19 protein-coding genes are annotated in these 23,448 nt (G+C 65.1%); 15 read left to right on the top strand and 4 right to left on the bottom strand.

All coding sequences use genetic code 11. The features are described from left to right. Positions 1 to 116: 116 nt before the first annotated feature. From C7G41_RS25505 to glyS, 6 genes are all read left to right on the top strand, one after another. Entirely contained in the window at positions 117 to 344 is a 228-nt protein-coding gene (locus C7G41_RS25505; protein WP_007594964.1) for a DUF2007 domain-containing protein, read from the top strand. Then, entirely contained in the window at positions 337 to 1,107 is a 771-nt protein-coding gene (locus C7G41_RS25500; RefSeq protein ID WP_106945103.1) for a tRNA1(Val) (adenine(37)-N6)-methyltransferase, read from the top strand. Before C7G41_RS25505 ends, C7G41_RS25500 begins: the two co-directional genes overlap by 8 nt. Before the next feature lie 211 nt (positions 1,108 to 1,318). Continuing rightward, on the top strand, positions 1,319 to 2,227 hold the full coding sequence (locus tag C7G41_RS25495) for a S49 family peptidase (RefSeq protein WP_106945102.1): 909 nt from the start codon (positions 1,319 to 1,321) through the stop codon (positions 2,225 to 2,227). A gap of 116 nt (positions 2,228 to 2,343) precedes the next feature. Then, positions 2,344 to 2,535: a hypothetical protein gene (locus C7G41_RS25490; protein WP_007607173.1), complete on the top strand. Its 192-nt coding sequence runs from the start codon at positions 2,344 to 2,346 to the stop codon at positions 2,533 to 2,535. A gap of 211 nt (positions 2,536 to 2,746) precedes the next feature. Continuing rightward, the gene (locus C7G41_RS25485; protein WP_106945101.1) at positions 2,747 to 3,682 is read left to right on the top strand and encodes a glycine--tRNA ligase subunit alpha; all 936 of its coding nucleotides are present in this window, start codon (positions 2,747 to 2,749) and stop codon (positions 3,680 to 3,682) included. Next, positions 3,682 to 5,781 carry a glycine--tRNA ligase subunit beta gene (gene glyS, locus C7G41_RS25480; RefSeq protein ID WP_106945100.1) on the top strand — a complete coding sequence of 700 codons (2,100 nt, stop codon included), beginning with the start codon at positions 3,682 to 3,684 and terminating at the stop codon, positions 5,779 to 5,781. The genes C7G41_RS25485 and glyS overlap by 1 nt, the downstream gene beginning before the upstream one ends. Positions 5,782 to 6,039: 258 nt before the next feature. Here glyS and C7G41_RS25475 read toward each other — a convergent pair whose 3' ends face one another. Then, a complete protein-coding gene (locus C7G41_RS25475; RefSeq protein ID WP_106945223.1) occupies positions 6,040 to 6,393 on the bottom strand; it encodes a DUF1236 domain-containing protein in 354 nt (117 codons plus the stop codon). Positions 6,394 to 6,615: 222 nt separating this feature from the next. On the opposite strand from C7G41_RS25475, the gene C7G41_RS25470 reads away from it, so the two are divergent. The 3 genes from C7G41_RS25470 (at position 6,616) to C7G41_RS25460 (ending at position 11,786) form a co-directional block, all read left to right on the top strand. Then, positions 6,616 to 6,771 carry a DUF3096 domain-containing protein gene (locus C7G41_RS25470; protein ID WP_007594951.1) on the top strand — a complete coding sequence of 52 codons (156 nt, stop codon included), beginning with the start codon at positions 6,616 to 6,618 and terminating at the stop codon, positions 6,769 to 6,771. Between the two features lie 96 nt (positions 6,772 to 6,867). Further along, positions 6,868 to 9,837, top strand: a complete 2,970-nt coding sequence (gene ppdK, locus C7G41_RS25465; protein WP_199198603.1) for a pyruvate, phosphate dikinase — start codon at positions 6,868 to 6,870, stop codon at positions 9,835 to 9,837. A 494-nt stretch (positions 9,838 to 10,331) separates the two neighbouring features. After that, positions 10,332 to 11,786 carry a cell wall hydrolase gene (locus tag C7G41_RS25460; protein ID WP_199198602.1) on the top strand — a complete coding sequence of 485 codons (1,455 nt, stop codon included), beginning with the start codon at positions 10,332 to 10,334 and terminating at the stop codon, positions 11,784 to 11,786. Between the two features lie 161 nt (positions 11,787 to 11,947). On the opposite strand, the gene nadC is transcribed toward C7G41_RS25460, so the two are convergent. The 3 genes from nadC to nadA are packed head-to-tail and all read right to left on the bottom strand — an operon-like array spanning position 11,948 to position 15,558. Beyond that, positions 11,948 to 12,826 carry a carboxylating nicotinate-nucleotide diphosphorylase gene (gene nadC, locus C7G41_RS25455; RefSeq protein ID WP_106945097.1) on the bottom strand — a complete coding sequence of 293 codons (879 nt, stop codon included), beginning with the start codon at positions 12,824 to 12,826 and terminating at the stop codon, positions 11,948 to 11,950. An 11-nt stretch (positions 12,827 to 12,837) separates the two neighbouring features. Further along, positions 12,838 to 14,442, bottom strand: coding sequence for an L-aspartate oxidase (locus C7G41_RS25450; RefSeq protein WP_106945096.1), 1,605 nt, complete (start codon positions 14,440 to 14,442; stop codon positions 12,838 to 12,840). Between the two features lie 9 nt (positions 14,443 to 14,451). Next, positions 14,452 to 15,558, bottom strand: coding sequence for a quinolinate synthase NadA (gene nadA, locus C7G41_RS25445; protein ID WP_106945095.1), 1,107 nt, complete (start codon positions 15,556 to 15,558; stop codon positions 14,452 to 14,454). A 326-nt stretch (positions 15,559 to 15,884) separates the two neighbouring features. Between nadA and C7G41_RS25440 the strand changes: the two genes are divergently transcribed. The 6 genes from C7G41_RS25440 to C7G41_RS25415 all read left to right on the top strand — a co-directional run bounded on the left by C7G41_RS25440 (position 15,885) and on the right by C7G41_RS25415 (position 23,268). Continuing rightward, positions 15,885 to 17,138: an MFS transporter gene (locus tag C7G41_RS25440; RefSeq protein WP_106945094.1), complete on the top strand. Its 1,254-nt coding sequence runs from the start codon at positions 15,885 to 15,887 to the stop codon at positions 17,136 to 17,138. Between the two features lie 40 nt (positions 17,139 to 17,178). Beyond that, complete coding sequence (locus C7G41_RS25435; RefSeq protein WP_106945093.1) at positions 17,179 to 18,165, top strand: MDR family oxidoreductase; 987 nt, start codon at positions 17,179 to 17,181, stop codon at positions 18,163 to 18,165. Positions 18,166 to 18,277: 112 nt separating this feature from the next. After that, a complete protein-coding gene (locus C7G41_RS25430) occupies positions 18,278 to 18,880 on the top strand; it encodes a hypothetical protein (protein WP_106945092.1) in 603 nt (200 codons plus the stop codon). Positions 18,881 to 19,044: 164 nt separating this feature from the next. Then, positions 19,045 to 19,296, top strand: coding sequence for a hypothetical protein (locus C7G41_RS25425; protein ID WP_106945091.1), 252 nt, complete (start codon positions 19,045 to 19,047; stop codon positions 19,294 to 19,296). Between the two features lie 207 nt (positions 19,297 to 19,503). Beyond that, entirely contained in the window at positions 19,504 to 21,237 is a 1,734-nt protein-coding gene (locus C7G41_RS25420) for a methyl-accepting chemotaxis protein (RefSeq protein WP_199198601.1), read from the top strand. A 288-nt stretch (positions 21,238 to 21,525) separates the two neighbouring features. Beyond that, positions 21,526 to 23,268: a methyl-accepting chemotaxis protein gene (locus C7G41_RS25415; RefSeq protein WP_199198600.1), complete on the top strand. Its 1,743-nt coding sequence runs from the start codon at positions 21,526 to 21,528 to the stop codon at positions 23,266 to 23,268. Positions 23,269 to 23,448: the final 180 nt, after the last annotated feature.

Genomic DNA, 23,448 nt, shown 5'->3' with positions numbered 1-23,448 from the left:
TGCCCCGGAAGGGCTATTCTGATGGAAAGACAATAGAAACTGGACGGGGATGCGGCAAGGGCCGTGGAACCATTGACATTTGGCGCTTAATCCCCGTCAGGCAGGAGGCCTGTGTTTTGCGAGAACTGGTTCGGACCAACGATATGGTGCTGGTGTCGGCGATCGGCGCGCTGCTCGACGGCGCCAACATCCATCATCTGGTGCTGGACCAGAATATGAGCATCATTGAGGGCTCGCTCGGCATTTTGCCGCGGCGGATCCTGGTCCATGAGGATGACGCCCTCGAGGCCCGGCAGCTCCTGACCGAGGCCGGCCTCAGCCACGAACTGCGCGGCGATGAGTGAAGCCCTGGCAGACCTCACCGAGGACGCCTTTCTCGGCGGGCAATTGCGGCTGAAGCAGAAGCGGTCCGGCCATCGCGCCGGGCACGACGCCATTCTGCTCGCGGCGGCTACGGAGGCGAGGGCGGGCGACCGCGTCGTCGACCTCGGCGCCGGCATCGGCACGGCCGGGCTTGCGTTGGCTCGGCGCGTTGCCGGGATCAGGCTTGGCCTGGTCGAGATCGATCCCGAGCTGGCGGAGCTTGCGCGCGCCAATGCGGCAGCGAATGCGATTGCTGCCGAGACGATCGTGCTCGACGTCACCGCGGACGCACAGGCCTTCGCGGCCAGCGGGCTCGCGCCGGACAGCGTCGACGTGGTGCTGATGAACCCGCCCTTCAACGATCCCGCTCGCCATCGCGGCTCGCCCGATCAGGCGCGCCAGATCGCGCATGTGGCGACCGAGGAGACGCTGAATGCGTGGGCGCATGCGGCGCGGCGCATCCTCCGATCAGATGGCGCGCTGACCCTGATCTGGCGCGCAGATGGGATAGCCGAAGTTTTGGCAGCGGTGTCACGCGGCTTCGGGAGTCTTGCGATCCTGCCGGTTCACGGCGAAGCGGGGCGGCCCGCGATCCGCGTGTTGGTGCGCGCGGTCAAAAGCGGCCGGGCTCCGACGCGGCTGATGCCGGGCCTCATGCTCAACGATGGCCCAGGCGTGCCGAACAACGATGTGAGGGATATTCTGGAGGGAAGGGCGGTGTTGCCGCTGGTGGAACCGTGCTGAGCTATTGCGGAAGCGATTCCGACTGCTGCTCTTGCGGAGTCGTCAGGCGGATCGCCATGAACAGCGCACCGATCAGCAGCATCAGCAGATAGATTTTCATGGTGTTCTCCGCTGGCCCATTGCAGCCTCTCAACGGGGTTTCTGCAAAACACGTTCCGGGTCCTTCCAATGACAGTCGCGTGATAAGAAATGGTTAATCAGAGGTAACGGCATGGCCGAACAATTGAACGATCGTGAGAGTTCCGGCCTGGCCGACAAGCTCATGCAATATCTGCCGGCGCGCTTCCGTCCCGGCACGGCCGTGGTGCCGGTGGTGCGGCTATCCGGTGTGATCGGCGCGGTGACGCCGCTGCGCCCGGGGATGACGCTCGCGACCGTTTCGCGGGTGCTGGAGCGGGCGTTTTCGATGCGCAACGCCAAGGCGGTGGCGCTGGTGATCAACTCGCCCGGCGGCTCGCCGGTGCAGTCACGCCAGATCTACCTGCGCATCAAGCAACTCGCGGCGGAGAAGAAGCTGCCGGTGCTGGTGTTCGTCGAGGACGTCGCGGCCTCCGGCGGCTACATGATCGCCTGTGCCGGCGACGAGATCATTTGCGATCCGTCCTCGATCCTCGGCTCGATCGGCGTGGTCGGCGGCAGCTTTGGTTTCCAGGAGGCGATCAAGCGGCTCGGCATCGAGCGGCGCCTCTACACCGCCGGCGCGCACAAGGCGATGCTCGACCCGTTTCTCCCTGAAAACCCCGAGGACGTCGCCAAGCTGAAGGCGCTTCAGCGCGAGATCCACCAGATCTTCATCGCGCTGGTGAAGGAGAGCCGCGGCGCGCGGTTGAAGGGCTCCGACGACACCCTGTTCACGGGCGAATACTGGGCCGGCGAGAGTTCGATCGCGCTCGGGCTCGCCGACAGCATCGGCGATCTCCGCTCAACTCTTCGTGCCCGCTTTGGCGAGAAGGTTCTCACCCCCGTGATTGCTCAGCCGACCGGTCTGCTCTCCAGCCTTTTGGGCCGGAAATCGCCCGGCGCGGGGCAGCTTTCGGCCATGGAATCAATGGCCGGCCTGCCGGACGATCTGATCTCGGCAGTCGAGACGCGGGCGATCTGGGCGAAATTCGGGTTCTAGGTCGAGCCCTGCCGCGCTATTTGGTCCCAAGCAGACTTGAAGCCGAGCCAATTGCGGCGCGGCCCGGTCTGCGCAAGAATGCGCGTGGGGGCTGAGCACTAGACAAGGATCGACCGATGCCGCCGTTCGTCGCATTCGCGGGCGTCCTGGGCGGGCTTGCCGTGGTCCGCTGGGCCTACAAGACCGCTGTCAGGATCAACCAGGAGCTGGAGGAGATGCGCCTCTCGCGCGTCGCCGAGGCCGCCCATAGGGGGGCCGTCCAGACGCTGAAACAGGATCCCGTGACCGGGGCCTATCGGCCGGGTTAGCTGCTGCCCTTCTTCAACACGCCGTCATTCCGGGGCGCCCGAAGGGCGAACCAGGGTGCGCAGTTGCGCACCTGAGAATCTCGAGATTCCGGGTTCGATGCTGCGCATCGCCCCGGAATGACGGCCCTTCCACCCCCTTCACCTTGATTCCCACCCCTGCCGTCGATACGGTCCCGCGCGATTCAACCCCCCGCGAGAGCCCGATCTGACGATGGACGCCTCCTTGCCCGCCCATATGCGCCCTGAACGCTCGTTCCAGGGCTTTATCCTCGCGCTCCAGCGGTTCTGGGCCGAGCAGGGCTGCGTGATCCTGCAGCCCTACGACATGGAGATGGGTGCGGGCACCTTCCATCCGGCGACCACGCTGCGCGCGCTCGGGCCAAAGCCCTGGAACGCGGCCTATGTGCAGCCCTCGCGGCGGCCCAAGGATGGCCGCTACGGCGAGAATCCGAACCGGATGCAGCACTACTACCAGTTCCAGGTGATCATGAAGCCGTCGCCGTCGAACCTTCAGGAGCTGTACCTGAAGTCGCTGGCCGCGATCGGCATCGATTCCGCCGTGCACGACATTCGCTTCGTCGAAGACGATTGGGAGAGCCCGACTCTGGGCGCCTGGGGCCTCGGCTGGGAGTGCTGGTGCGACGGCATGGAAGTCAGCCAGTTCACCTATTTCCAGCAGGTCGCGGGTGTCGAATGCGCGCCGGTCGCGGGCGAGCTTACCTACGGGCTCGAGCGGCTCGCGATGTACGTGCAGGGCGTCGATCGCGTCTACGACCTCAACTTCAACGGCCGCGACGGTGACGCCAAGGTCACCTATGGCGACGTCTTCCTGCAGGCCGAGCGGGAATATTCGAAGCACAATTTCGAAGTTGCCGACACCGCGATGCTGTTCGAGCAATTCAAGATGGCGGAAGCCGCGTGCCGGAAATACCTCGAGGCAGGCTGGAAAGATGGCAAGCGCGAGGCGCATCTGATGTCACTGCCGGCCTATGACCAGTGCATCAAGGCGAGCCACGTGTTCAACCTGCTCGACGCGCGCGGCGTGATCTCGGTGACGGAGCGGCAGAGCTACATTCTTCGTGTGCGCGAACTGGCAAAAGCTTGCGGCGAGGCCTGGATCCATACTGAAGCGGGCGGAGCGGCCTGATGCCCGATCTTTTGCTGGAATTGTTCTCCGAAGAAATCCCCGCGCGGATGCAGGCCAAGGCGGCGGAGGACCTGCGCCGCATGGTCACCGACAAGCTCGTCGCCGAAGGTCTCGTCTACGAAGGTGCCAAGGCGTTCGCGACGCCGCGCCGCCTTGCGCTGACCGTGCACGGCATCCCGGCGCGCCAGCCTGACCTGAAGACCGAACGCCGCGGCCCGAAAATGGGCGCGCCCGATGCGGCCGTGCAGGGGTTCCTGAAAGCGACAGGTCTGGCTTCGCTCGACGAGGCCAAGATCCAGCGCGACCCGAAGGGCGACTTCTACATCGCGCTGATCGAGAAGCCCGGCCGCGATGCGATCGACGTGCTCGCGGAAATTCTTCCCGTGATCATCCGGACTTTCCCCTGGCCGAAATCGATGCGCTGGGGTGCGCGCTCCGGAAAACCGGGATCGCTGAGCTGGGTGCGTCCGCTGCACGCGATCACCGCGACGTTCGGGCCCGAGACCGAAGAGCCCGATATCGTGAAATTCTCGGTGGACGGCATCGAGACCGGCCAGACGACCTACGGCCACCGCTTCATGGCACCAGCTGCGATTTCCGTGCGCCGCTTCGAGGACTACGAGGCCAAGCTGAAGGCCGCCAAGGTCATTCTCGATCCGCAGGCGCGCAAGGACATCATCTTCGCCGACGCCAAGGAGCTGACGTTCGCGCAAGGGTTCGAACTGGTCGAGGACCAGGCGCTGCTGGACGAGGTGTCCGGTCTGGTCGAATGGCCGGTCGTCATGATGGGATCGTTCGAGGAAGCGTATCTCGCGATCCCGGAAGAGGTGATCCGCGCCACCATCCGCAACAACCAGAAGTGCTTCGTCGTCAGGGATTCCAAGACCGGCAAGCTGACCAACAAGTTCGTGCTCACCGCCAACATTGAGGCACCGGACGGCGGCAAGACCATCGTCGCCGGCAACGAGCGCGTGATCCGTCCGCGCCTGTCGGATGCTAAGTTCTTTTACGAGACGGACCTGAAGACGAAGCTGGAGGATCGTCTGCCGAAGTTCGAGCAGATCGTGTTCCACGAGAAGCTCGGCACCCAGGCCGCGCGCATCAAGCGCATCGAGCGCCTCGCCGCCGAGATCGCGCCGCTGGTCGGTGCCGATGTCGCCAAGGCGACGCGCGCCGCGCATCTTGCGAAGGCTGATTTGCTGACCGAAGTCGTCGGCGAATTCCCCGAGGTGCAGGGCCTGATGGGCAAATATTACGCGCTGGCGCAGGGCGAGGACGCTTCCGTCGCGGCGGCTTGCGAGGAGCATTACAAGCCGCAGGGGCCTGCTGATCGCGTGCCGACCGATCCGGTCAGCGTCGCGGTCGCGCTCGCGGACAAGCTCGATACGCTCGTCGGCTTCTGGGCCATCGACGAGAAGCCGACCGGAAGCAAGGACCCATATGCGCTGCGCCGCGCGGCGCTGGGTGTGATCAGGCTGATTGCCGAGAACGCCCTGCGTCTGTCGCTCATGAAGGTGGCGGCGTCCGCGCTCGCCGGCTTGTCCTTGAAGCCTGCCGATGCCGAGAAGCTTCCGAGCGACCTGCTTGCTTTCTTCGCTGATCGCCTGAAGGTTCAACTCCGCGAGCAGGGCGCGCGGCATGATCTCGTCGACGCCGTGTTCGCGCTCGGCGGCCAGGACGATCTGCTGATGATTGTTCGCCGCGTCGAGGCGCTCGGCAAATTCCTCGAGACCGACGACGGCAAGAATTTGCTCGCCGGCATCAAGCGCGCGAGCAACATCCTCGGCATCGAGGAGAAGAAGGACAAGCGCAGCTTCGACGGCGCGCCGGATGCTGCGCTCTATGGCCTCGCCGAGGAGAAGGCGCTGGCCAAGGCGATCGGCGAAGTGCAGGCGGAAGCAAGCGCCGCCGTCGCCAAGGAAGACTTTGCGGCTGCGATGAGCGCGATGGCAAAGCTGCGCCCGCCAGTCGATGCGTTCTTCGAGAAGGTGCGCGTCAACGACGACGATGCGAAGGTGCGCGAGAACCGCCTGAAGCTGCTCAACGAGATCCGCAGCGCCACGCGTGCGGTGGCGGATTTCTCGAAGATCCAGGACTAGACTCTCGTGCCCCGGACGCAGCGCAGCGCTTCTTGGCGGTGCGCTGCAGAGCCGGGGCCCATGCTGCCGCGTGCTCGCGGCTTCTGGGTCTCGGGTCTGCGCTTCGCTTGCCCGGGACACGAGAGCACCCATACACGAAGCACAAAAATGCCCCGCCCGGCGGGGGGAGGACCGGGCGGGGCCTGATGTCCGACTCTACTGCTCGCGTCAGCCTGATTGATGTGACGCGCCGGACACCTAGTTGATCCCGTGAAAGCGCTAGTCCATCACCTCGACGATGCGCCGCGAGCGCGGCTCGACCAGCACGGTTTCGCCGTTCACGACGGTGTAGCGATAGGTGGTGGCGCCGAAACGCTGCGGCACGTCATAATAGGTGACGCCGCTTTCAGGTAAGGTAGCACCGACCACCACGCGATCCGGGATGCGGAAAGCCGGCACACGTTGTTCGACGACATAGTCGCGGAAAGCCGGCCGCTGCTCGACCGCAATGGTCGGACCGCTGTCGACGACGACGGGCGCGCGTCCCACTGTGACGCCGCTTTGCGCCTGCGCCGCAAGGGGCGAGCCGATCGCGACCGCGAGGGCTGCAAGAGCAAGAATCCTGTTCCGCATGGGCAACTCCTTCGAGAAGGTTTCGGGAAGCGCCAATGGCGCGACCGGTTGCCAATGCATGCGTCTTCGCGATGTTCCGGAAAACGCCTGCCGCATTCGCGGCATTTTCGGGCAGTTTTCGCGAAGCCGGGAACTCGCGCGTCCTCAGTGCGTCTCTACCCGCGGAACCCAGTCCGCTATGATCCGGCCGCGATTCGCCCCCACCCCACGGAAAGAAAATTCATGCACATCACCGTCGCCCATATCTCGCCGATCCTGTCTCTGCTTGCGGGTGTGCTCATCCTGATCATGCCGCGCCTCCTGAACCTGATCGTCGCGATTTTTCTCATCATAAATGGTGCGATCGGGCTCGGATTGTTGAAGTGGCTCCATCTCTAGGCCTTCATTCTACGGAACTCTTCGACTTGCGCGGACCTGCCCAAAGTGGTGTAAGGCGCGCAATTACCCATTCCTCTCGCAGGTTGTGTGCAAGCTATGGCCAAAGCCGCCTCGAAAACTCCAGCGAAAATGCCAGCGAAATCAAAGTCCTCCGCCAAGGCGAAAGCCGCGCCGGCGGCCCGCAAGGCACTTGCCAAGCGCGCCCCGAAGCCGGTGGCCAAGGGCGTTGTGAAGCCGGTTGCCAAGGCTGTTGCCAAGGCTGTTGCAAAGGCACCGACGAAGCCGGTTGCGCCGAAGGTCGCCGCCAAGGTTGTCGCGAAGCCGGTACCGAGCAAGGCTGCGCCAGCCAAGGCTGCCTCCACCAAGGCTGCGTCTGTTGCGGCCAAGGCCGGCAAGTGGGTGTTCACGTTCGGGGACGGCAAGGCCGAGGGCAAAGCGGAGATGCGCGATCTGCTCGGCGGCAAGGGCGCCAACCTCGCCGAGATGGCCAATCTCGGCCTGCCGGTGCCTCCGGGCTTCACCATCCCGACCTCGGTCTGCACCTATTTCTACGCGCACGACAAGTCCTACCCGAAGGAATTGAAGTCGCAGGTTGAGAAGGCGCTCGACCATGTCGGCAAGTTGACCGGCAAGATCTTCGGCGATTCCAGGAACCCGCTGCTCGTCTCAGTGCGTTCCGGCGGCCGCGCCTCGATGCCGGGCATGATGGACACCGTGCTCAATCTCGGCCTCAACGACGAGACCGTGGAAGCGCTGTCGGAACTGTCGGGCGATCGTCGCTTCGCCTATGACAGCTATCGCCGCTTCATCACCATGTATTCGGACGTGGTGCTCGGATTCGAACATCATCATTTCGAGGAAATCCTCGACAGCTTCAAGGACAGCCAGGGCTACACGCTCGACACCGATCTCACTGCCGACGACTGGGTCGATCTGGTCGGCAAGTACAAGGACGCGGTCGCGCGCGAAACCGGTAAGGATTTTCCGCAGGACCCGCACGACCAGCTCTGGGGCGCGATTGGAGCGGTGTTTTCATCCTGGATGAATGCCCGCGCGGTGACCTACCGCAGGCTGCACGACATTCCGGAATCCTGGGGCACCGCGGTCAACGTGCAGGCCATGGTGTTCGGCAACATGGGCGAGACCTCGGCGACCGGCGTTGCCTTCACGCGCAACCCCTCGACCGGCGAGAGCAAGCTCTACGGCGAGTTCCTGATCAACGCGCAAGGCGAGGACGTGGTGGCGGGCATCCGCACGCCGCAGGACATCACCGAGGAAGCGCGGAAGGACTCGGGCTCCGACAAGGCGTCGATGGAATCGGCGATGCCGGAAGCCTTCAAGGAGCTGACGCGGATCTACACGCTGCTCGAGAAGCACTACCGCGACATGCAGGACATGGAATTCACGGTCGAGCAGGGCAAGCTCTGGATGCTCCAGACCCGCGGCGGCAAGCGTACCGCGAAAGCGGCGCTGCGCATCGCGGTCGAGCTCGCCAATGAAGGCCTGATCACCAAGAAGGAAGCGGTGACGCGGATCGATCCCGCTTCGCTCGACCAGCTGTTGCATCCGACCATCGATCCCAACGCCAAGCGCGACGTGATCGCGACCGGCCTGCCGGCTTCGCCGGGTGCGGCCTCCGGCGAGATCGTGTTCTCCTCGGACGAAGCGGCCAAGCTTCAGGCCGACGGTCGCAAGGTGATTCTGGTCCGGATCGAGACCAGCCCCGAAGACATCCACGGCATGCATGCCGCCGAAGGCATCTTGACCACCCGTGGCGGCATGACCTCGCATGCTGCGGTGGTCGCGCGCGGCATGGGCAAGCCTTGTGTCTCCGGCTGCGGCACCATCCGCGTCGATTACGGCCGCGGCACCATGAGCATCGGCTCGCGCACCTTCAAGACCGGCGACGTCATCACCATCGATGGCTCGCTCGGCCAGGTGCTCGCCGGCCGCATGCCGATGATCGAGCCCGAGCTGTCCGGCGAGTTCGGCACGCTGATGAAGTGGGCCGACCAGGTCCGCAAGATCGGCGTGCGCGTTAACGCGGACACGCCGGAGGACGCGCACACCGCGATCAAGTTCGGCGCGGAAGGCATCGGCCTCTGCCGTACCGAGCACATGTTCTTCGAGGAGACGCGCATCCGCACGGTGCGCGAGATGATCCTCTCCGAGGACGAGCAGTCGCGCCGCGCCGCGCTGGCAAAACTGCTGCCGATGCAGCGCGCCGACTTCGTCGAGCTGTTCGAGATCATGAAGGGCCTGCCCGTCACGATCCGTTTGCTTGATCCGCCGCTGCACGAGTTCCTGCCGCACACCCATGCCGAGGTCGAGGAAGTGGCGCGCGCCATGAACACCGACCCGCGGCGCCTGGCCGACCGCGCGCGCGAGCTGTCGGAGTTCAATCCGATGCTCGGCTTCCGCGGCTGCCGTATCGCGATCGCCTATCCGGAGATCGCCGAGATGCAGGCGCGTGCGATCTTCGAGGCGGCGGTCGAGGCCGAGAAGCGCACCGGCAAGGCCGTCGGCCTCGAAGTGATGGTGCCGCTGATCGCCACCAAGATGGAGCTCGACCTCGTCAAGGCGCGCATCGATTCCACCGCGAAGGCGGTGATGCGCGACACCAACACCAAGCTGACCTATCAGGTCGGCACCATGATCGAGCTGCCGCGCGCCTGCCTGCTCGCGGCCGAGATCGCGGAGAGCGCCGAGTTCTTCTCGTTCGGTACCAACGACCTCACGCAGACGACGTACGGAATCAGCCGTGACGATGCCGCGAGCTTCCTCGGCACCTACGTGTCCAAGGGCATCCTGCCGATCGATCCCTTCGTCGCGCTCGACCAGGAAGGCGTCGGCGAGCTCGTCAAGATCGGCGTCGCACGCGGCCGCAAGACGCGCCCCTCGCTTAAGGTCGGCATCTGCGGCGAGCACGGCGGCGATCCCGCCTCCGTCGCCTTCTGCCACGCGATCGGGCTCGATTACGTGTCGTGCTCGCCCTATCGTGTGCCGATCGCGCGCCTGGCTGCGGCCCAGGCCGCGCTCGGCAAGGCGGTCGCGAGCCAGGCGTAAGCCGATTTGAAATGCTGAATGCGGAGAGGCGGGGCCAAACCCCGCCTCTTTTTTTTGCGTTACGATGTTGTCGCGATCGTTCACCACAATCTGGCTGTCATCGCCCGCGAAGGCGGGCGATCCAGTACGCCGAGGCTTTGGTGATGAATCGAGATGCCGCGGCGTACTGGATGCCCCGCCTGCGCGGGGCATGACACCGGTGGTGTTGACTCTCACTCCGCGTAAGCAACGGAACCGCGCGTCCCGTAATGGCACTTGCGCGCAAGAGTTCCTTCACCATTCGCGTTGACCAATTGTTTACCCCGTCGCGTGAGGGCGCATTTACCAATGCGCATCATCACCCCGTGAAAACACCTGCGATCGCTTGCGTGTGCCGGATGCGCAACGCCGATTAACGCCCCGGCAACCTAAATTAGATACTCACGATAAAGATCGAATTGCACGGATGTACTGCGGCTCGATCTTTCTAGCGTAAGCGTAGCGTGAGCGTATCGATGTTTTTGTTGCGTACCCATCCGAAGGGCGCGCGGTTCGCGTCCTTCGGCATCGGTCTCTGCATCTTCGCATTGATGCCGAGAGAGACCGGCTATCAGGACATTGCCTCGCTGCTGGCGCGCCAACCCGGCGTCGCGGAGCGTTGGCAGAAGCAGGTGTTCTCTGCTGCGTCCTCCATACAGCTCGCCACCTACAGTTTCTCCCGGCCGATCGGCACTTCGGCTCCGCAGAGCGCGATGGTCCGCCTCGCGAGCCTCGACGGACGCGACGTCACCGGCGCGATCAGCCGCAATCCGGCGCTTCAGGCGCCGCCGCGCTACCAGGCCGCCGATTTTCCCAAGGTCGATCGCTCCATGAAGGGTGATCGGCTCGCAACGGTCACACCGACGCAGGCTCCCGAAGCGGGCGCGCCGACGGCAGCGCCGACGCAGGAAGATCCCGCAACGTCGAACAGCTCGGTGTTCGGCGCCAAGACCGTCGCGCTGCCACCGGCGATGTCGCCGGAGTCCGCCGCCGCGCTCGATCCTGAGCTCGCGGAGGCGCTACGCGCGCCGCCGCTGCCGCAATACACCCATGCGCCACAAGCCAGCGACGCTGCGCGCTCGCTCGCGCTCCAGCCGCTTGAAGCGCTGAAGCAGGCCACCATTCCGGCTGCGCCGCCGCGCGATTCGTTCCGCGTCAAGACCTCGAACCTGTTCTTCGGCAGTTCCTCGCTCGGCGGCAACGTCGAAAGCATCGAGAGCTGGCAACCCGGTGCGGAGCCGCTGATCGTGATGCCCGACCCCGACATGAAGGTGACGGCCTCGCTGTCGCCGCCGTCGGAGGATATTGCGAAGGATATCGAGAGCGGCGAGAGCGTCGCGCCGAAGGGTGAGGTCAACGTCGACAACCAGCGCGCCAGATCGCCGGCGGAGCGGCTCGCACTCGACGACAAGTCGCGCGTGAAGTCCGAAAAATGCCTCGCGGAGGCCGTCTATTTCGAGTCCCGCGGCGAGGCCGTGCGCGGCCAGATGGCAGTGGCGCAGGTGGTAATGAACCGGGTGTTCTCCGGCAAATATCCGGACACGGTGTGCGGCGCCGTCTATCAGAACAAGCACCGCCATCTCGCCTGCCAGTTCACCTTCGCCTGCGACAACAATGCCGACGTGATCCGCGAGCCCGAGATGTGGGAGCGTGCGAAAAAGATTTCGAAGGCCATGCTCGACGGCCAGATCTGGCTACCCGAGGTCGGCAAGTCCACGCACTACCACGCCTACTGGGTTCGCCCGTCCTGGGTCGCCGAGATGAAGAAGATGTACAAGACCGGCGTCCACACCTTCTATCGCCCACGCGCCTGGGGCGACGGCAGCGAGGAGCCGAGCTGGGGGACGCCAGCGCAGACCGCCGCGCTCTCCGCCGAGCTCACCCAGGAAGCCAAGAGTTCCGCCGAGATGGGTGTAAGCGAGCGGCGGTAGGCGTCCTTCACCTCGCCCCGCTTGCGGGGAGAGGTCAGATTGCATCGAAGATGCAATCTGGGTGAGGAGGACTCTCCACGAGTCCAACTCTCACCTTTCCTGTGGAGGCTCCCCCTCACCCCAACCCTCTCCCCGCAAGCGGGGCGAGGGAGAAGCCCACCTCACGCCTCGATATCCAGCGCGCAGTCGAAATTCGGCGCCGAATGGGTCAGCGCGCCGGCTGAGGCGTAGTCGACGCCGGTCGCCGCGATGGCTGCGATCGAGTCCAGGGTGACACCGCCAGATGCTTCCAGTTCGAGGCGTCCCTCGTTGAGCCCAACGGCTTCGCGCAGCGTCGCAATGTCCATGTTGTCGAGCAGCACGGCGTCGGCAAGGCCGGTGTCGAGCACCTCGCGCAACTGCGCCGGCGTGTCGACCTCGATCTCGATCTTGACGAGATGGCCCGCATGGGCGCGGGCGCGCTCCAGCACGGGGCGGATGCCGCCGGCGACCGCGATGTGGTTGTCCTTGATCAGGATCGCGTCGTCGAGTCCGAAGCGGTGATTGAAGCCGCCGCCGCAGCGTACCGCGTATTTCTCCAACGCGCGCAGCCCTGGCGTGGTTTTTCGCGTGCAGCAGATCCGCATCCTGGTGCCTTCGGTGCGCGCAACATAGTCCGCCGTGAGCGTCGCGACGCCCGACAGGCGGCCGACGAAATTCAGCGCGGTCCGCTCCGCCGTGAGAATGGCGCGTGCCGGCCCCGCAATCGTCAGCACCTGCTGCCCGCGGGCGACACGCGCGGCGTCGCGAACATGTGGGCGTACCTCGATGTCGGGCGAAAGCCTTTGCAAGGTGGCGAGCGCCAGCGGCAAGCCGGCGATCACGCCGGATTGCCGTGCGACCAGGATCGCTTGCGCCTTCGTTGCCTCGGGGATCGTCGCAAGCGAGGTGACGTCCCCGGCGCGGCCGAGATCCTCATCGAGCGCGCGCAGCACGGCCTCCTCGATCGCGAGGGGGGAGAGGAAGGCGTCGGGATAGAGCAGAGAGATCGGGGCGATCATGGCAGACTCCGTCAGGCGATCATGGGTTGCGCGGTGCGCGGTGTCGGGCGTTTGGTCAGGCCGTCTGCGATCTCGCGCACTGCTGCGAACGTCGTCATCGTGCGTTGCGCGAGGGCGGGAACGTCCGCGGGATGGTCGGAGCGGAAATGCGCGCCGCGGCTCTCGCGCCGGTTCCAGGCCGAGGCCGCCACGAGCAGGGCTGCCGTTGCCATGTTGCGGACCGCGATGCTCGTGGCCTCGCGCTCGATCGCGGCGAAGCTGCGGACCGCTTCCGCAAGCTCGTCACCATCGCGGATCACACCGACCTGCGCGCTCATCACCGTCCGCAGCCGCTTCACGGCCGCAGCATCCGGCGTGCCGCTGCGCGGCGTCACCACGTCCGAAAGGCGGGCGGGCGGGGGAATCGCGCGGCCGGCGATGTCGTCGGCGATGCGCGCGGCGTAGACCACGGCCTCCAGCAGCGAATTCGACGCAAGTCGGTTCGCGCCATGCGCGCCGGTGGACGACACTTCGCCGCCGGCCCAGAGCCCGTCGATCGAACTGCGGCCGCGATCGTCCACCGCGATGCCGCCCATGTGATAGTGCGCCGCCGGTGCGATCGGGATGGCCTGCGTGGCGGGGTCGATGCCGGCGGCGATGCAGCTTGCGTGAACGGTCGGGAATCTGTCGGCGAACCGCGCACCCAGCGCCTGCCGCGCGTCGAGGAAGGCGCCGCGCCCGGCCGCGATCTCTGCGAACACGCCGCGGGCCACGATGTCGCGCGGTGCGAGCTCGGCGAGCGGATGGCGCGCCGCCATGAAACGCTCGCCACGGCCGTTGATCAGCGTGGCGCCTTCGCCGCGCAAGGCTTCCGTGGCGAGCGGCGCCGGATCGCGGCCGACCATGATGGCGGTCGGGTGAAATTGCACGAACTCGGGATCCGCGATCACCGCGCCCGCGCGTGCTGCGATCGCAAGGCCGGATCCGCCCGCCTCGCGCGGATTGGTGGTGAGGGCGTAGAGATGGCCGATGCCGCCCGTGGCCAGCACCACCGTCCGCGCGGCGAGCAGGACCGGCCGTGCGGCGAAATTCCCGGCTTCGCGCAATTGAAGACCACTGACGGCGCCGTCCTCGGTCAGCAGCGCTTCGGCGACGAAACCTTCGATCAGTCGGATCGACGGCGTGCGCCGCACGGCGTCGCCCAGCGCCGCGATGATGGCGGCGCCCGCGCCATCGCCGCGCACATGCACGATGCGCCGTGCCGAGTGTGCGGCTTCGCGCCCGACTGCGAGCCTGCCTTCGAGGTCGCGGTCGAACGGCACGCCATAGGTGAGCAGATCGTGAATCCGCGGCGCGGCCTCGCGCGCGATTCCCAATGCGACAGCTTGGTCGACGATGCCACCGCCAACGGCAACCGTATCCGCGGCGTGCGCTTCCGGCGTATCGCCTTCAGCCATTGCCGCGGCGATGCCGCCTTGCGCCCATGCGGACGACGCGCCCTGTCCGAGCGGCGCAGCCGAGATCAGCGTCACCGGCCGCGGTGCAAGCTTCAGCGCGCAAAAGAGTCCGGCAAGGCCGCCGCCGACGATGACGACATCGTCGGCGCTGCGGGTGAGGTTGTGGATGTTATCTTGCATGTTCCGCTCTCAATTCTTCAAATTGATCATCCGCTCGACCGAGCGCCTTGCGCGTTCCGCAAGTGCGGGATCGATCGTCACCTCTTCACGAAGCGTCAGCAGGCTCTCCAGAATGTTGGCGAGCGTGATGCGCTTCATGTGCGGGCAGATGTTGCAGGGGCGCAGCATCTCCACATCGGGCAGCTCGGCGCGAACATTGTCGGCCATCGAGCATTCCGTGATCATCACCAGCCGTCGCGGCCGCCGCTCGCGCACCCAGTTGATCATGTGCGCGGTTGAGCCTGTGAAGTCGGCCTCGGCCAGCACGTCCGGTGGGCATTCGGGATGGGCGATGATCTGCACGGAGGGATCGGCCTCGCGGTAGCTGCGCAGCTCGGCGCCGGTGAAGCGCTCGTGCACCTCGCAGGCGCCCTTCCAGGCGATGATCTTCACGTCGGTCTTCGAGGCCACGTAAGTGGCGAGATAGCGGTCGGGCAGGAAGATCACGCTTGGCGCGCCGAGGCTTTCGACCACTTGCACCGCGTTCGACGAGGTGCAGCAGATGTCGACCTCGGCCTTCACCTCCGCGGAAGTGTTGACATAGGCAACGACAGGCACGCCGGGAAATCTGTCGCGGAGCAAGCGGACGTCGGCGCCGGTGATGCTGGCGGCAAGCGAGCAGCCGGCGCGCGAGTCCGGGATCAGAACCGTCTTGTCCGGATTGAGCAGTTTTGACGTCTCCGCCATGAAGTGCACGCCGCACTGGACGATGATGTCGGCCTTCACCTTGGTGGCTTCGACGGCGAGCTGGAGCGAATCGCCGCCGATGTCGGCGACGCAGTGGAAGATCTCCGGCGCCTGGTAATTGTGCGCGAGGATCACCGCGCCCCGCACCTGCTTCAGGTCGTTGATCGCCTTGATCGTCGGGGCCATCAGCGGCCATTCGATCGGCGGGATCACATGTTTCACGCGTTCGTAAAGCGGTGCGGTGGCTCGCTCGACCTCCGGCGTCCATTCCAGCGAAGGCATCGGCAGCGGAGGTCCGGTTCGCGCCTGCTCGGCCCGGACCGGGGTGATGAGCTGGCCTTGGGGCCGGTTGCCAAAGTCGTCGGGGCCGTAAATTCCCGTTAGCGGCATCGAAGCCTCCGCGCGTGTGATATACTCAAATTGAGTATATCTGTGGCCTGAGAAATCCGGCCAAGGGCCGGTGGAGCATCAAATATGCTCAACTTGGGTAAATCAAACATAACACGCTACGCGTCGGGCCGCTAGATCTCGCCCCACACATTTCCGTCAAGTCCGGCCCTCGGCGCGTCGGCTGAGGCCGCGAGGAAATGCAATGCTCCCGCGCCAGCTCTTCGCGGAATGCAATCGTTTTTGACTTGGGGTTTTCATGCAGATGCATTAAACGAGCGGGCTCGCGGCTGCCATTTGCGAATCCGCGACGACGCACGAGGAACAGCATGTCGACACAGATGGGCGAGCTCGGTTCGGTCTCCCGTTCCTCCTCCTGGCGCACGCCGGCGATCATCATTCTCTGCGGCTGCGCGATCGGGATGCTCGGGTTCGGCCCACGCTCGGCGCTGGGCTTCTTCGTGCAGCCGATGAGCCATGAATATGCCTGGGGCCGCGACGTGTTCGGCCTCGCGATCGCCTTTCAGAATTTGCTGTGGGGACTGGGCCAGCCCGTCGCCGGCGCGGTCGCGGATCGCTTCGGCCTGTTCCGGGTGATGTGCGTCGGCGCTCTGCTCTATGCCGGCGGCCTGCTCCTGATGCGCTATTCCTCGACGCCGTTGTCGCTGAACATCGGCGCTGGCGTCATGGTCGGCTTCGGTCTCGCCGGCTGCTCGTTCAATCTGGTGCTGTCGGCCTTCACCAAGCTCTTGCCTGCAGAGAAGCGCGGCCTTGCACTCGGCGCCGGCACTGCGGCGGGATCGTTCGGGCAGTTCCTGTTCGCACCAATCGGTGTGGCCCTGATCGACAATTTCGGCTGGCAGCAGGCGCTCACCGTGTTCGGTTTCCTGATGCTGCTGATCATCCCGCTGGCGCTGGCGCTCTCGACGCCGCCGGTCGCAAGCACGGCGAACGCGGCGCCCGCGGACCAGCAGACCTTCACCAAAGCGCTCGCGGAAGCCTTCGGCCATCGCTCCTACGTGCTGCTTGTTCTCGGCTTCTTCACCTGCGGCTTCCAGCTCGCCTTCATCACAGTGCATCTGCCGGCCTTCCTGGTCGATAACGGCATCTCCACGCAAATCGGTGGCTGGGTGATTGCGTCGATCGGCCTGTTCAACATCATGGGATCGCTGAGCGTCGGCTATCTCCAGAACAGCCTGCCCAAGCGCTATATCCTCTCGACCATCTATTTCACCCGCGCGCTTGCGACGCTTGCCTTCATCTCGTTCCCGATCACGCCGGTCTCCGCGATTGCGTTCGGCGCGGTCTCCGGCCTGACCTGGCTGTCGACCGTGCCGCCGACCTCGGCGCTGGTCGCGATCATGTTCGGCACGCGCTGGTTTGCCACCCTCTATGGCTTCGCCTTCGTCAGCCATCAGGTCGGCGGCTTCCTCGGCGTCTGGCTCGGCGGCATCGTGTTCGAGCGGTTCGGTTCCTACACGCCGATCTGGTGGCTCTCGATCCTGTTCGGCGTTCTCTCCGCGCTGATCAATCTTCCGATCGTGGAGAAACCGGTCCAGCGGGCGGTTGCGCAGCCTGCCTGATCGGCTAAACATCCCCTGAAACAAGTCAGGGAGTTTTGCTGTGGCCACGTTCAAGGCGATCCGGATCGACAAGGCGGACAAGGGCACCACCGCGCAGCTCACGCAGTTCGACGAAGCCGAGCTGATGGAAGGCGACGTCACCGTCCGCGTGGAATGGTCGACGTTAAACTATAAGGACGGCCTCGCGCTTACCGGCAAGGCCCCGGTGGTGCGCCGCTTCCCGATGATTGCCGGCATCGATTTCGCTGGCACGGTCGAGCAGTCCTCGCATCCGCAATGGAAGGCGGGCGACAAGGTCGCCTGCACCGGCTGGGGCATGGGCGAAACCCATCTCGGCGCCTATGCCGAGAAGGCGCGGGTGAAAGGCGACTGGCTGGTCGCTCTTCCGCAAGGCCTGTCGGCGCGCGACGCCATGGCGATCGGCACCGCCGGCTTCACCGCGATGCTGTCCGTCCTGGCGCTGGAGAAGCACGGAGTGTCGCCGAAGGGCGGTCCGGTCGTGGTGACGGGCGCGGCGGGCGGCGTCGGCTCGGTTGCGACCGCCGTGCTCTCGAAGCTCGGCTATCACGTCATCGCGTCCACCGGCCGTGCGTCCGAAGCGGACTATCTGAAAGAGATCGGCGCGACCGAGGTGATCGACCGCAACGAATTGTCGGGCGCCGCCAAGCCCATTGCCAGGGAGCGCTGGGCAGGTGGCGTCGACAGCGTCGGCTCGACCACGCTCGCAAATCTGCTGTCGATGACGAAGTATGGCGGGGCGATCGCGGCCTGCGGGTTGGCTGCCGGCATGGACCTGCCGTCTTCCGTCGCACCCTTTATTTTGCGCGGGGTGTGCCTTCTCGGCATCGATTCGGTGATGTGCCCGATCGAGCCTCGGAAAGCCGCCTGGCAACGCCTGGCGACCGATCTGGATCGGACAAAACTAGCTGAAATCACTCACGAAATTCCGCTTTCCGAAGTTCCGGAGTGGAGCGCGAAAATCCTGGCCGGCCAGGTCCGCGGTCGCACGGTGGTAAAAATTGTCTAACGGCGTTCAGACTTTACCAACCATGCTGCTTCAATGTCGCCTTGGTTAGTATGGTAAGCAGCGGGTAAAGAGATAAGGCATAGCCCGCTGCGGGGTTGGTTCGGAGTAGAGCATGCTTGCGCGTATTGTGTTGGGGGCGGTCACGGCGGTAGCGACGTTTGCACCGGCCATTGCTGGAAGCATGAACGCCGACGAGGCGCGCCGCTTCGTCGCCGGGAAGGTGTTTGCTTTCACCTGTTTTGACGGCACCCGGGGCGCCGGCCGCATTATGGACGACCTCGGCGCCGCCGGCGCCGTGCAGTTCTCGGGCGCAGGTCCAGTGAAACATCTCCGCCTGCCCGGCAACACGCTTCAGATCCGCGGCCAGAACGTCTGCGCCTCGATCAAGGGCATTCCGTTCGAGCCCTGTTTCAACCTTGAAAAGACCGACGATCGCAGTTTCCGCGGCTCGGTGTCGGGGATGGGCTTCGCCTATTGCGACTTCCATCACCAGGGCGGCAACCAGATGCTGATGGCGCGGGCCGTCGCGCGGCCGCGCACGCAGCGCACCTCGGAACACACGGGTTCGGTCGGCGCAGCCAACACCGAAGTCGCCGCGCGCGTCGAGACCCCGCGCGTCGAGAGCAGCCGGCTCGAGCCGGTGATGAAGCCGGAAGCCAAATCGGAGCCCGCCAGGGACGACGCACCGCTGGAGCTGCGCCGCTCGACCCAGTGAGTTGGCCGCGCAGGACAGTCCGCGCACTTTGTCGTTGAGAACTGCCTTCAAACACGAAGCCGCCGCGCCGTAGTCATACGGGCGGCGGCTTTCATCCGTTGGTAGTTGGCCGCGCCCCAGTTTGCGTACGGCTGGGGGGCGCGGCCCGTAAAAAGGGTTCAACGATGTCGCTGTACTTCTTCCGTATCAGCACGGGCCGCTATTCCGGTGCTGCCGACCAGCCATATGAGTTTGAGGATCGCGCTGCGGCCTGGACCGAGATGACCGAGGTGTGCGCCAATTTGCTCGGCGGCATCTCGCGCAGCCTGAAGCCGAACGCCGAATGGCGCATGGAGCTGCTCGACGAGAACAAGGAGCCGGTGTTTCGGATCAGCCTCGTCGGCGAGACTCAGCAGCCCCGTGATCGCACTGGCTAGAAATCGGGCATCCTACCGCCGCGTGTGGTTAACCCGTTAAGCGCGCGGCACGTGCCGTCTTTCAAGGGGTTTTCCGGCGAGTCCGGTATTTATCCGGGGGCGGTCGTTAACCGGATCACCACACCTGAAGCTCAGTTTTTAGGCAAGGGCGATCAACGCCGAGGGCGGCCGACAATGACTCGGCCGCGCAGTCCGGGAAACGCCCTCATGTCGAGACTCATCCAGAATCTGCAAATCGGTACCAAGCTGGCGCTCGCTTCGGTGTTCGGCGTTGTTCTCGTCGGCGCCATGATCGGGAGTCAGGTCATCGGCAACAACAACGTGCGTCATTCCAACCAAGCCGCGCTTGCGCAGCAGGAATTGGCGCGCGAGGCCACCGAAGCGAAGCTTGGGATACGCGGCATGCAGCTCGCGGTACGGGACATGCGTCTCGCCAACAATCAGGGTGACTTGCAAAAGGCGAGCGAGATCCTGCTTGAGCGGTCGAAAGCCTTGGACGGCGTCGTCGATGCTATGCTCAGATTGACGCACTCGCCGGAAAATCGCGCGCGGATGGAGAAGCTCAAGTCTACGTCCGCGGATTACCTGAAGGGCGCGCAGCAGAACGCCTCCGTTCGCGGCGAGGCCATTGCGGTGGCGGCCACAGATCCCGTCCGCGCCGCCAAGATGTCCGAGGAAGGCGCGCGCCATGTCCGTGAGGTGACGCTGCCGCTCGCTACGCAGCTGGACAATTTGACCAGCGAGATTGCCGATGTCGCCAAGCACAAAGGCGAGGAAGAAATCGCCGCCGCGACCCAGGAGATGGCCGCGAGCGAGCGTCTCGGCATGATGGTCGGCGTGTGCGCAGTGCTCGTCCTCATCGGTTCGTGGCTGATGTCCTTTCTGACGATCGCGCGGCCTATCCGCGCGCTCACCATGGCCATGGACAAGCTTGCCGGCGGCGATTTCTCCGTGGTGCTACCCGGGCTCGGCCGCAAGGACGAGGTTGGCGGCGTCGCCGCGGCCGTCGAGAAATTCAAGATCGTGTCGGAGCAGAAGGCGCGCGAGGAAGCGGAAGCCAAGATCAGGCAGGACCAGGCCGCAGCCGCGCAACGCAAGGCGGAGATGCACAAGCTCGCAAACGGCTTCGAAGCCGCCGTCGGCGAGATCGTCGATACCGTCTCCTCGGCCGCGACAGAGCTCGAGGCTTCGGCCTCGACGCTGACCTCGACCGCGGAGCGGGCACAGGAACTGACGATAGTGGTTGCCGCGGCCTCGGAGGAGGCCTCGACCAACGTGCAGTCGGTGGCCTCCGCGACCGAAGAGCTGTCGTCCTCGATCACCGAGATCAGCCGGCAGGTGCAGGAATCCGCGCGTGTGGCAAGCGAGGCGGTAACCCAGGCCCGCACCACGACCGACCGTGTCGGCGAATTGTCCAAGGCGGCGGCTCGCATTGGCGACGTGGTCGAGTTGATCAATACCATCGCCGGCCAGACCAACCTGCTGGCGCTCAACGCCACCATCGAGGCAGCGCGCGCCGGCGAGGCCGGGCGCGGCTTTGCCGTCGTGGCTTCCGAGGTCAAGGCGCTGGCCGAGCAGACCGCGAAAGCGACCGGCGAAATCGGCCAGCAGATTTCCGGCATCCAGGCGGCGACGCAGGACTCGGTCACCGCCATCAGCGCCATCAGCAACACCATTGAAAAGCTGTCCGAGATATCGTCCACGATCGCTGCGGCCGTGGAGGAGCAGGGCGCTGCGACGCAGGAGATCTCGCGCAACGTGCAGCAGGCGGCCGAAGGCACCCATCAGGTCTCGTCCAACATCACCGACGTGCAGCGCGGCGCGGGCGAGACCGGCTCGGCCTCCTCGCAGGTGCTCGCGGCGGCGCAGTCGCTGTCCGGCGACAGCAACCGCCTCAAGCTCGAGGTCGGCAAGTTCCTCGACACCGTGCGCGCGGCCTGACCGCGGCCTTGCGCGTCGTCGCAACCGAACCCGAGATCGGTTTGGTCTGCGAAGCGATGAAGCGCCCGCGCAAGGGGATCGACGTTGGCGCACGTGACTCCGCAAATTCGCGAGGCGTGTTCCGATTGCGCGGCATGGTTGCGATAACCGGGCGATTTGCACGACATATCCAGTATTTCTACTAAGGGGCGTCGCCTCGTACTTAACGTTAATGGAAAGCTCGCAGATTAGTCTCCGACGCTGTTCACGCGCTTCGTCGCGACAATGCGTATCCCGGGGATATTTTCGATGATGTTCATTCAGAACCTGCGAATTGGCACCAAGCTCGCCGTCACCTCGGCGCTGACCCTCGCGCTCGTCGCGCTGATGATCTTCCTCCAGATCAGCGGAGGCGCCGAAGTCCAGAAGCTCGGCGATGGCGCATCGGGACAGCAGGCGATTGCATTAAACGCCGCGGAAGCGAAGTCGTCGGTGCGAGGGATGCAAATCGGCATTCGCGACATCCTGACGTCGAGCTCACCGACCGAGATGCAGAAGGCCGCTAGCTTTTTCAATGACCGGCAGACGTCGGCCCTGAAGTTCTCCGGTGAAATGGCAAGGCTCTCGCAATCGCCTGAGAACCGCAAGCGGATCGACCGCCTGACCGTGTTGATCGGCAATTTCCAGAAGGGCGAGCAGCAGATCGAGGCGATCCGCAAACAGGAGCTCGCGCTCGAGGCGAAGAAGGACGGCGAAGCGGCGACGCAATTGGCAAAGCTGACCGCTGAGATCGACCGCATCCGCAAGGAGACGCTGGCGCCGATTAACGCGGAAATATCGGAGCTCGCCGACGAAATCACGAACTTCGCCAAGCATAGGAGTGCGGAGGCGCGGACGGCGGCGGAAGCGGAGGCTGCGTCCGTTGCGCGGACGTCATTGATCGCAGGCGTGCTGGTCGCGCTCGTCCTGATCGGCGCCTGCGTCTTCTCGATCTTCAGCATTGCCCGTCCGATGCGCGCCCTGACTGCCGCGATGGAGAAGCTCGCCGGCGGCGACTTCACCGTGGTGCTGCCGGGCCTCGGCCGCAAGGACGAGGTCGGCGGTGTTGCCGGTGCTGTCGAGAAGTTCAAGGTCGTGTCGGAGCAGAAGGCGCGCGAGGAGGCGGAAGCCAAGATGCGGCAGGACCAGGTGGCGGCCGAGCAGCGCAAGGCCGATATGCGCATGCTTGCCGACAGTTTCGAAGGCGCCGTCGGCGAGATCGTCGGCACGGTGTCGTCGGCCTCGACCGAGCTCGAAGCGTCGGCCACGACGCTGACCTCGACCGCCGAGCGCACGCAACGGCTCACGACCGTGGTTGCAGCAGCCTCGGAGGAAGCCTCGACCAACGTGCAGTCGGTGGCCTCCGCGACCGAAGAGCTGTCGTCCTCGATCACCGAGATTAGCCGGCAGGTGCAGGAATCCGCGCGTGTGGCAAGCGAGGCGGTAACCCAGGCCCGCACCACGACCGACCGTGTCGGCGAATTGTCCAAGGCGGCGGCTCGCATTGGCGATGTGGTCGAGTTGATCAACACCATCGCCGGCCAGACCAATCTGCTGGCGCTCAACGCCACCATCGAGGCAGCGCGCGCCGGCGAGGCCGGGCGCGGCTTTGCCGTCGTGGCTTCCGAGGTCAAGGCGCTGGCCGAGCAGACCGCGAAGGCGACCGGCGAAATCGGCCAGCAGATTTCCGGCATCCAGGCGGCGACGCAGGACTCGGTCACTGCCATCAGCGCCATCAGCAACACCATTGAAAAGCTGTCCGAGATATCGTCCACGATCGCGGCGGCCGTGGAGGAGCAGGGCGCGGCGACGCAGGAGATTTCCCGCAACGTGCAGCAAGCGGCCGAAGGCACCCATCAGGTCTCGGCCAACATCACCGACGTGCAGCGCGGCGCGGGCGAAACCGGCTCAGCATCGTCGCAGGTGCTAGCGGCCGCGCAGTCGCTGTCCGGCGACAGCAACCGCCTCAAGCTCGAGGTCGGCAAGTTCCTCGTCACCGTGCGCGCCGCCTGACGGCATTTCTTGAGAGAACTGCAACCGCTGCGCGTAGAAGCGCGGCGTTTGCGCGCGCGCATATTGCGGCGCCGCGACGAAGACCGCGCAGGGTTAACCTTCCGGAAAACCGATGCAGTCATGATCCCCGCAATATTCCGGGCGCTGAGTCGCCCTCCCGTATTGCGTATCGACGTATTG

Source organism: Bradyrhizobium sp. MOS002, from assembly GCF_003020115.1.
Lineage (GTDB): Bacteria > Pseudomonadota > Alphaproteobacteria > Rhizobiales > Xanthobacteraceae > Bradyrhizobium.
The sequence above is the reverse complement of the archived record's forward strand: the minus strand, read 5'-3'. Positions and strand labels throughout refer to the sequence as shown.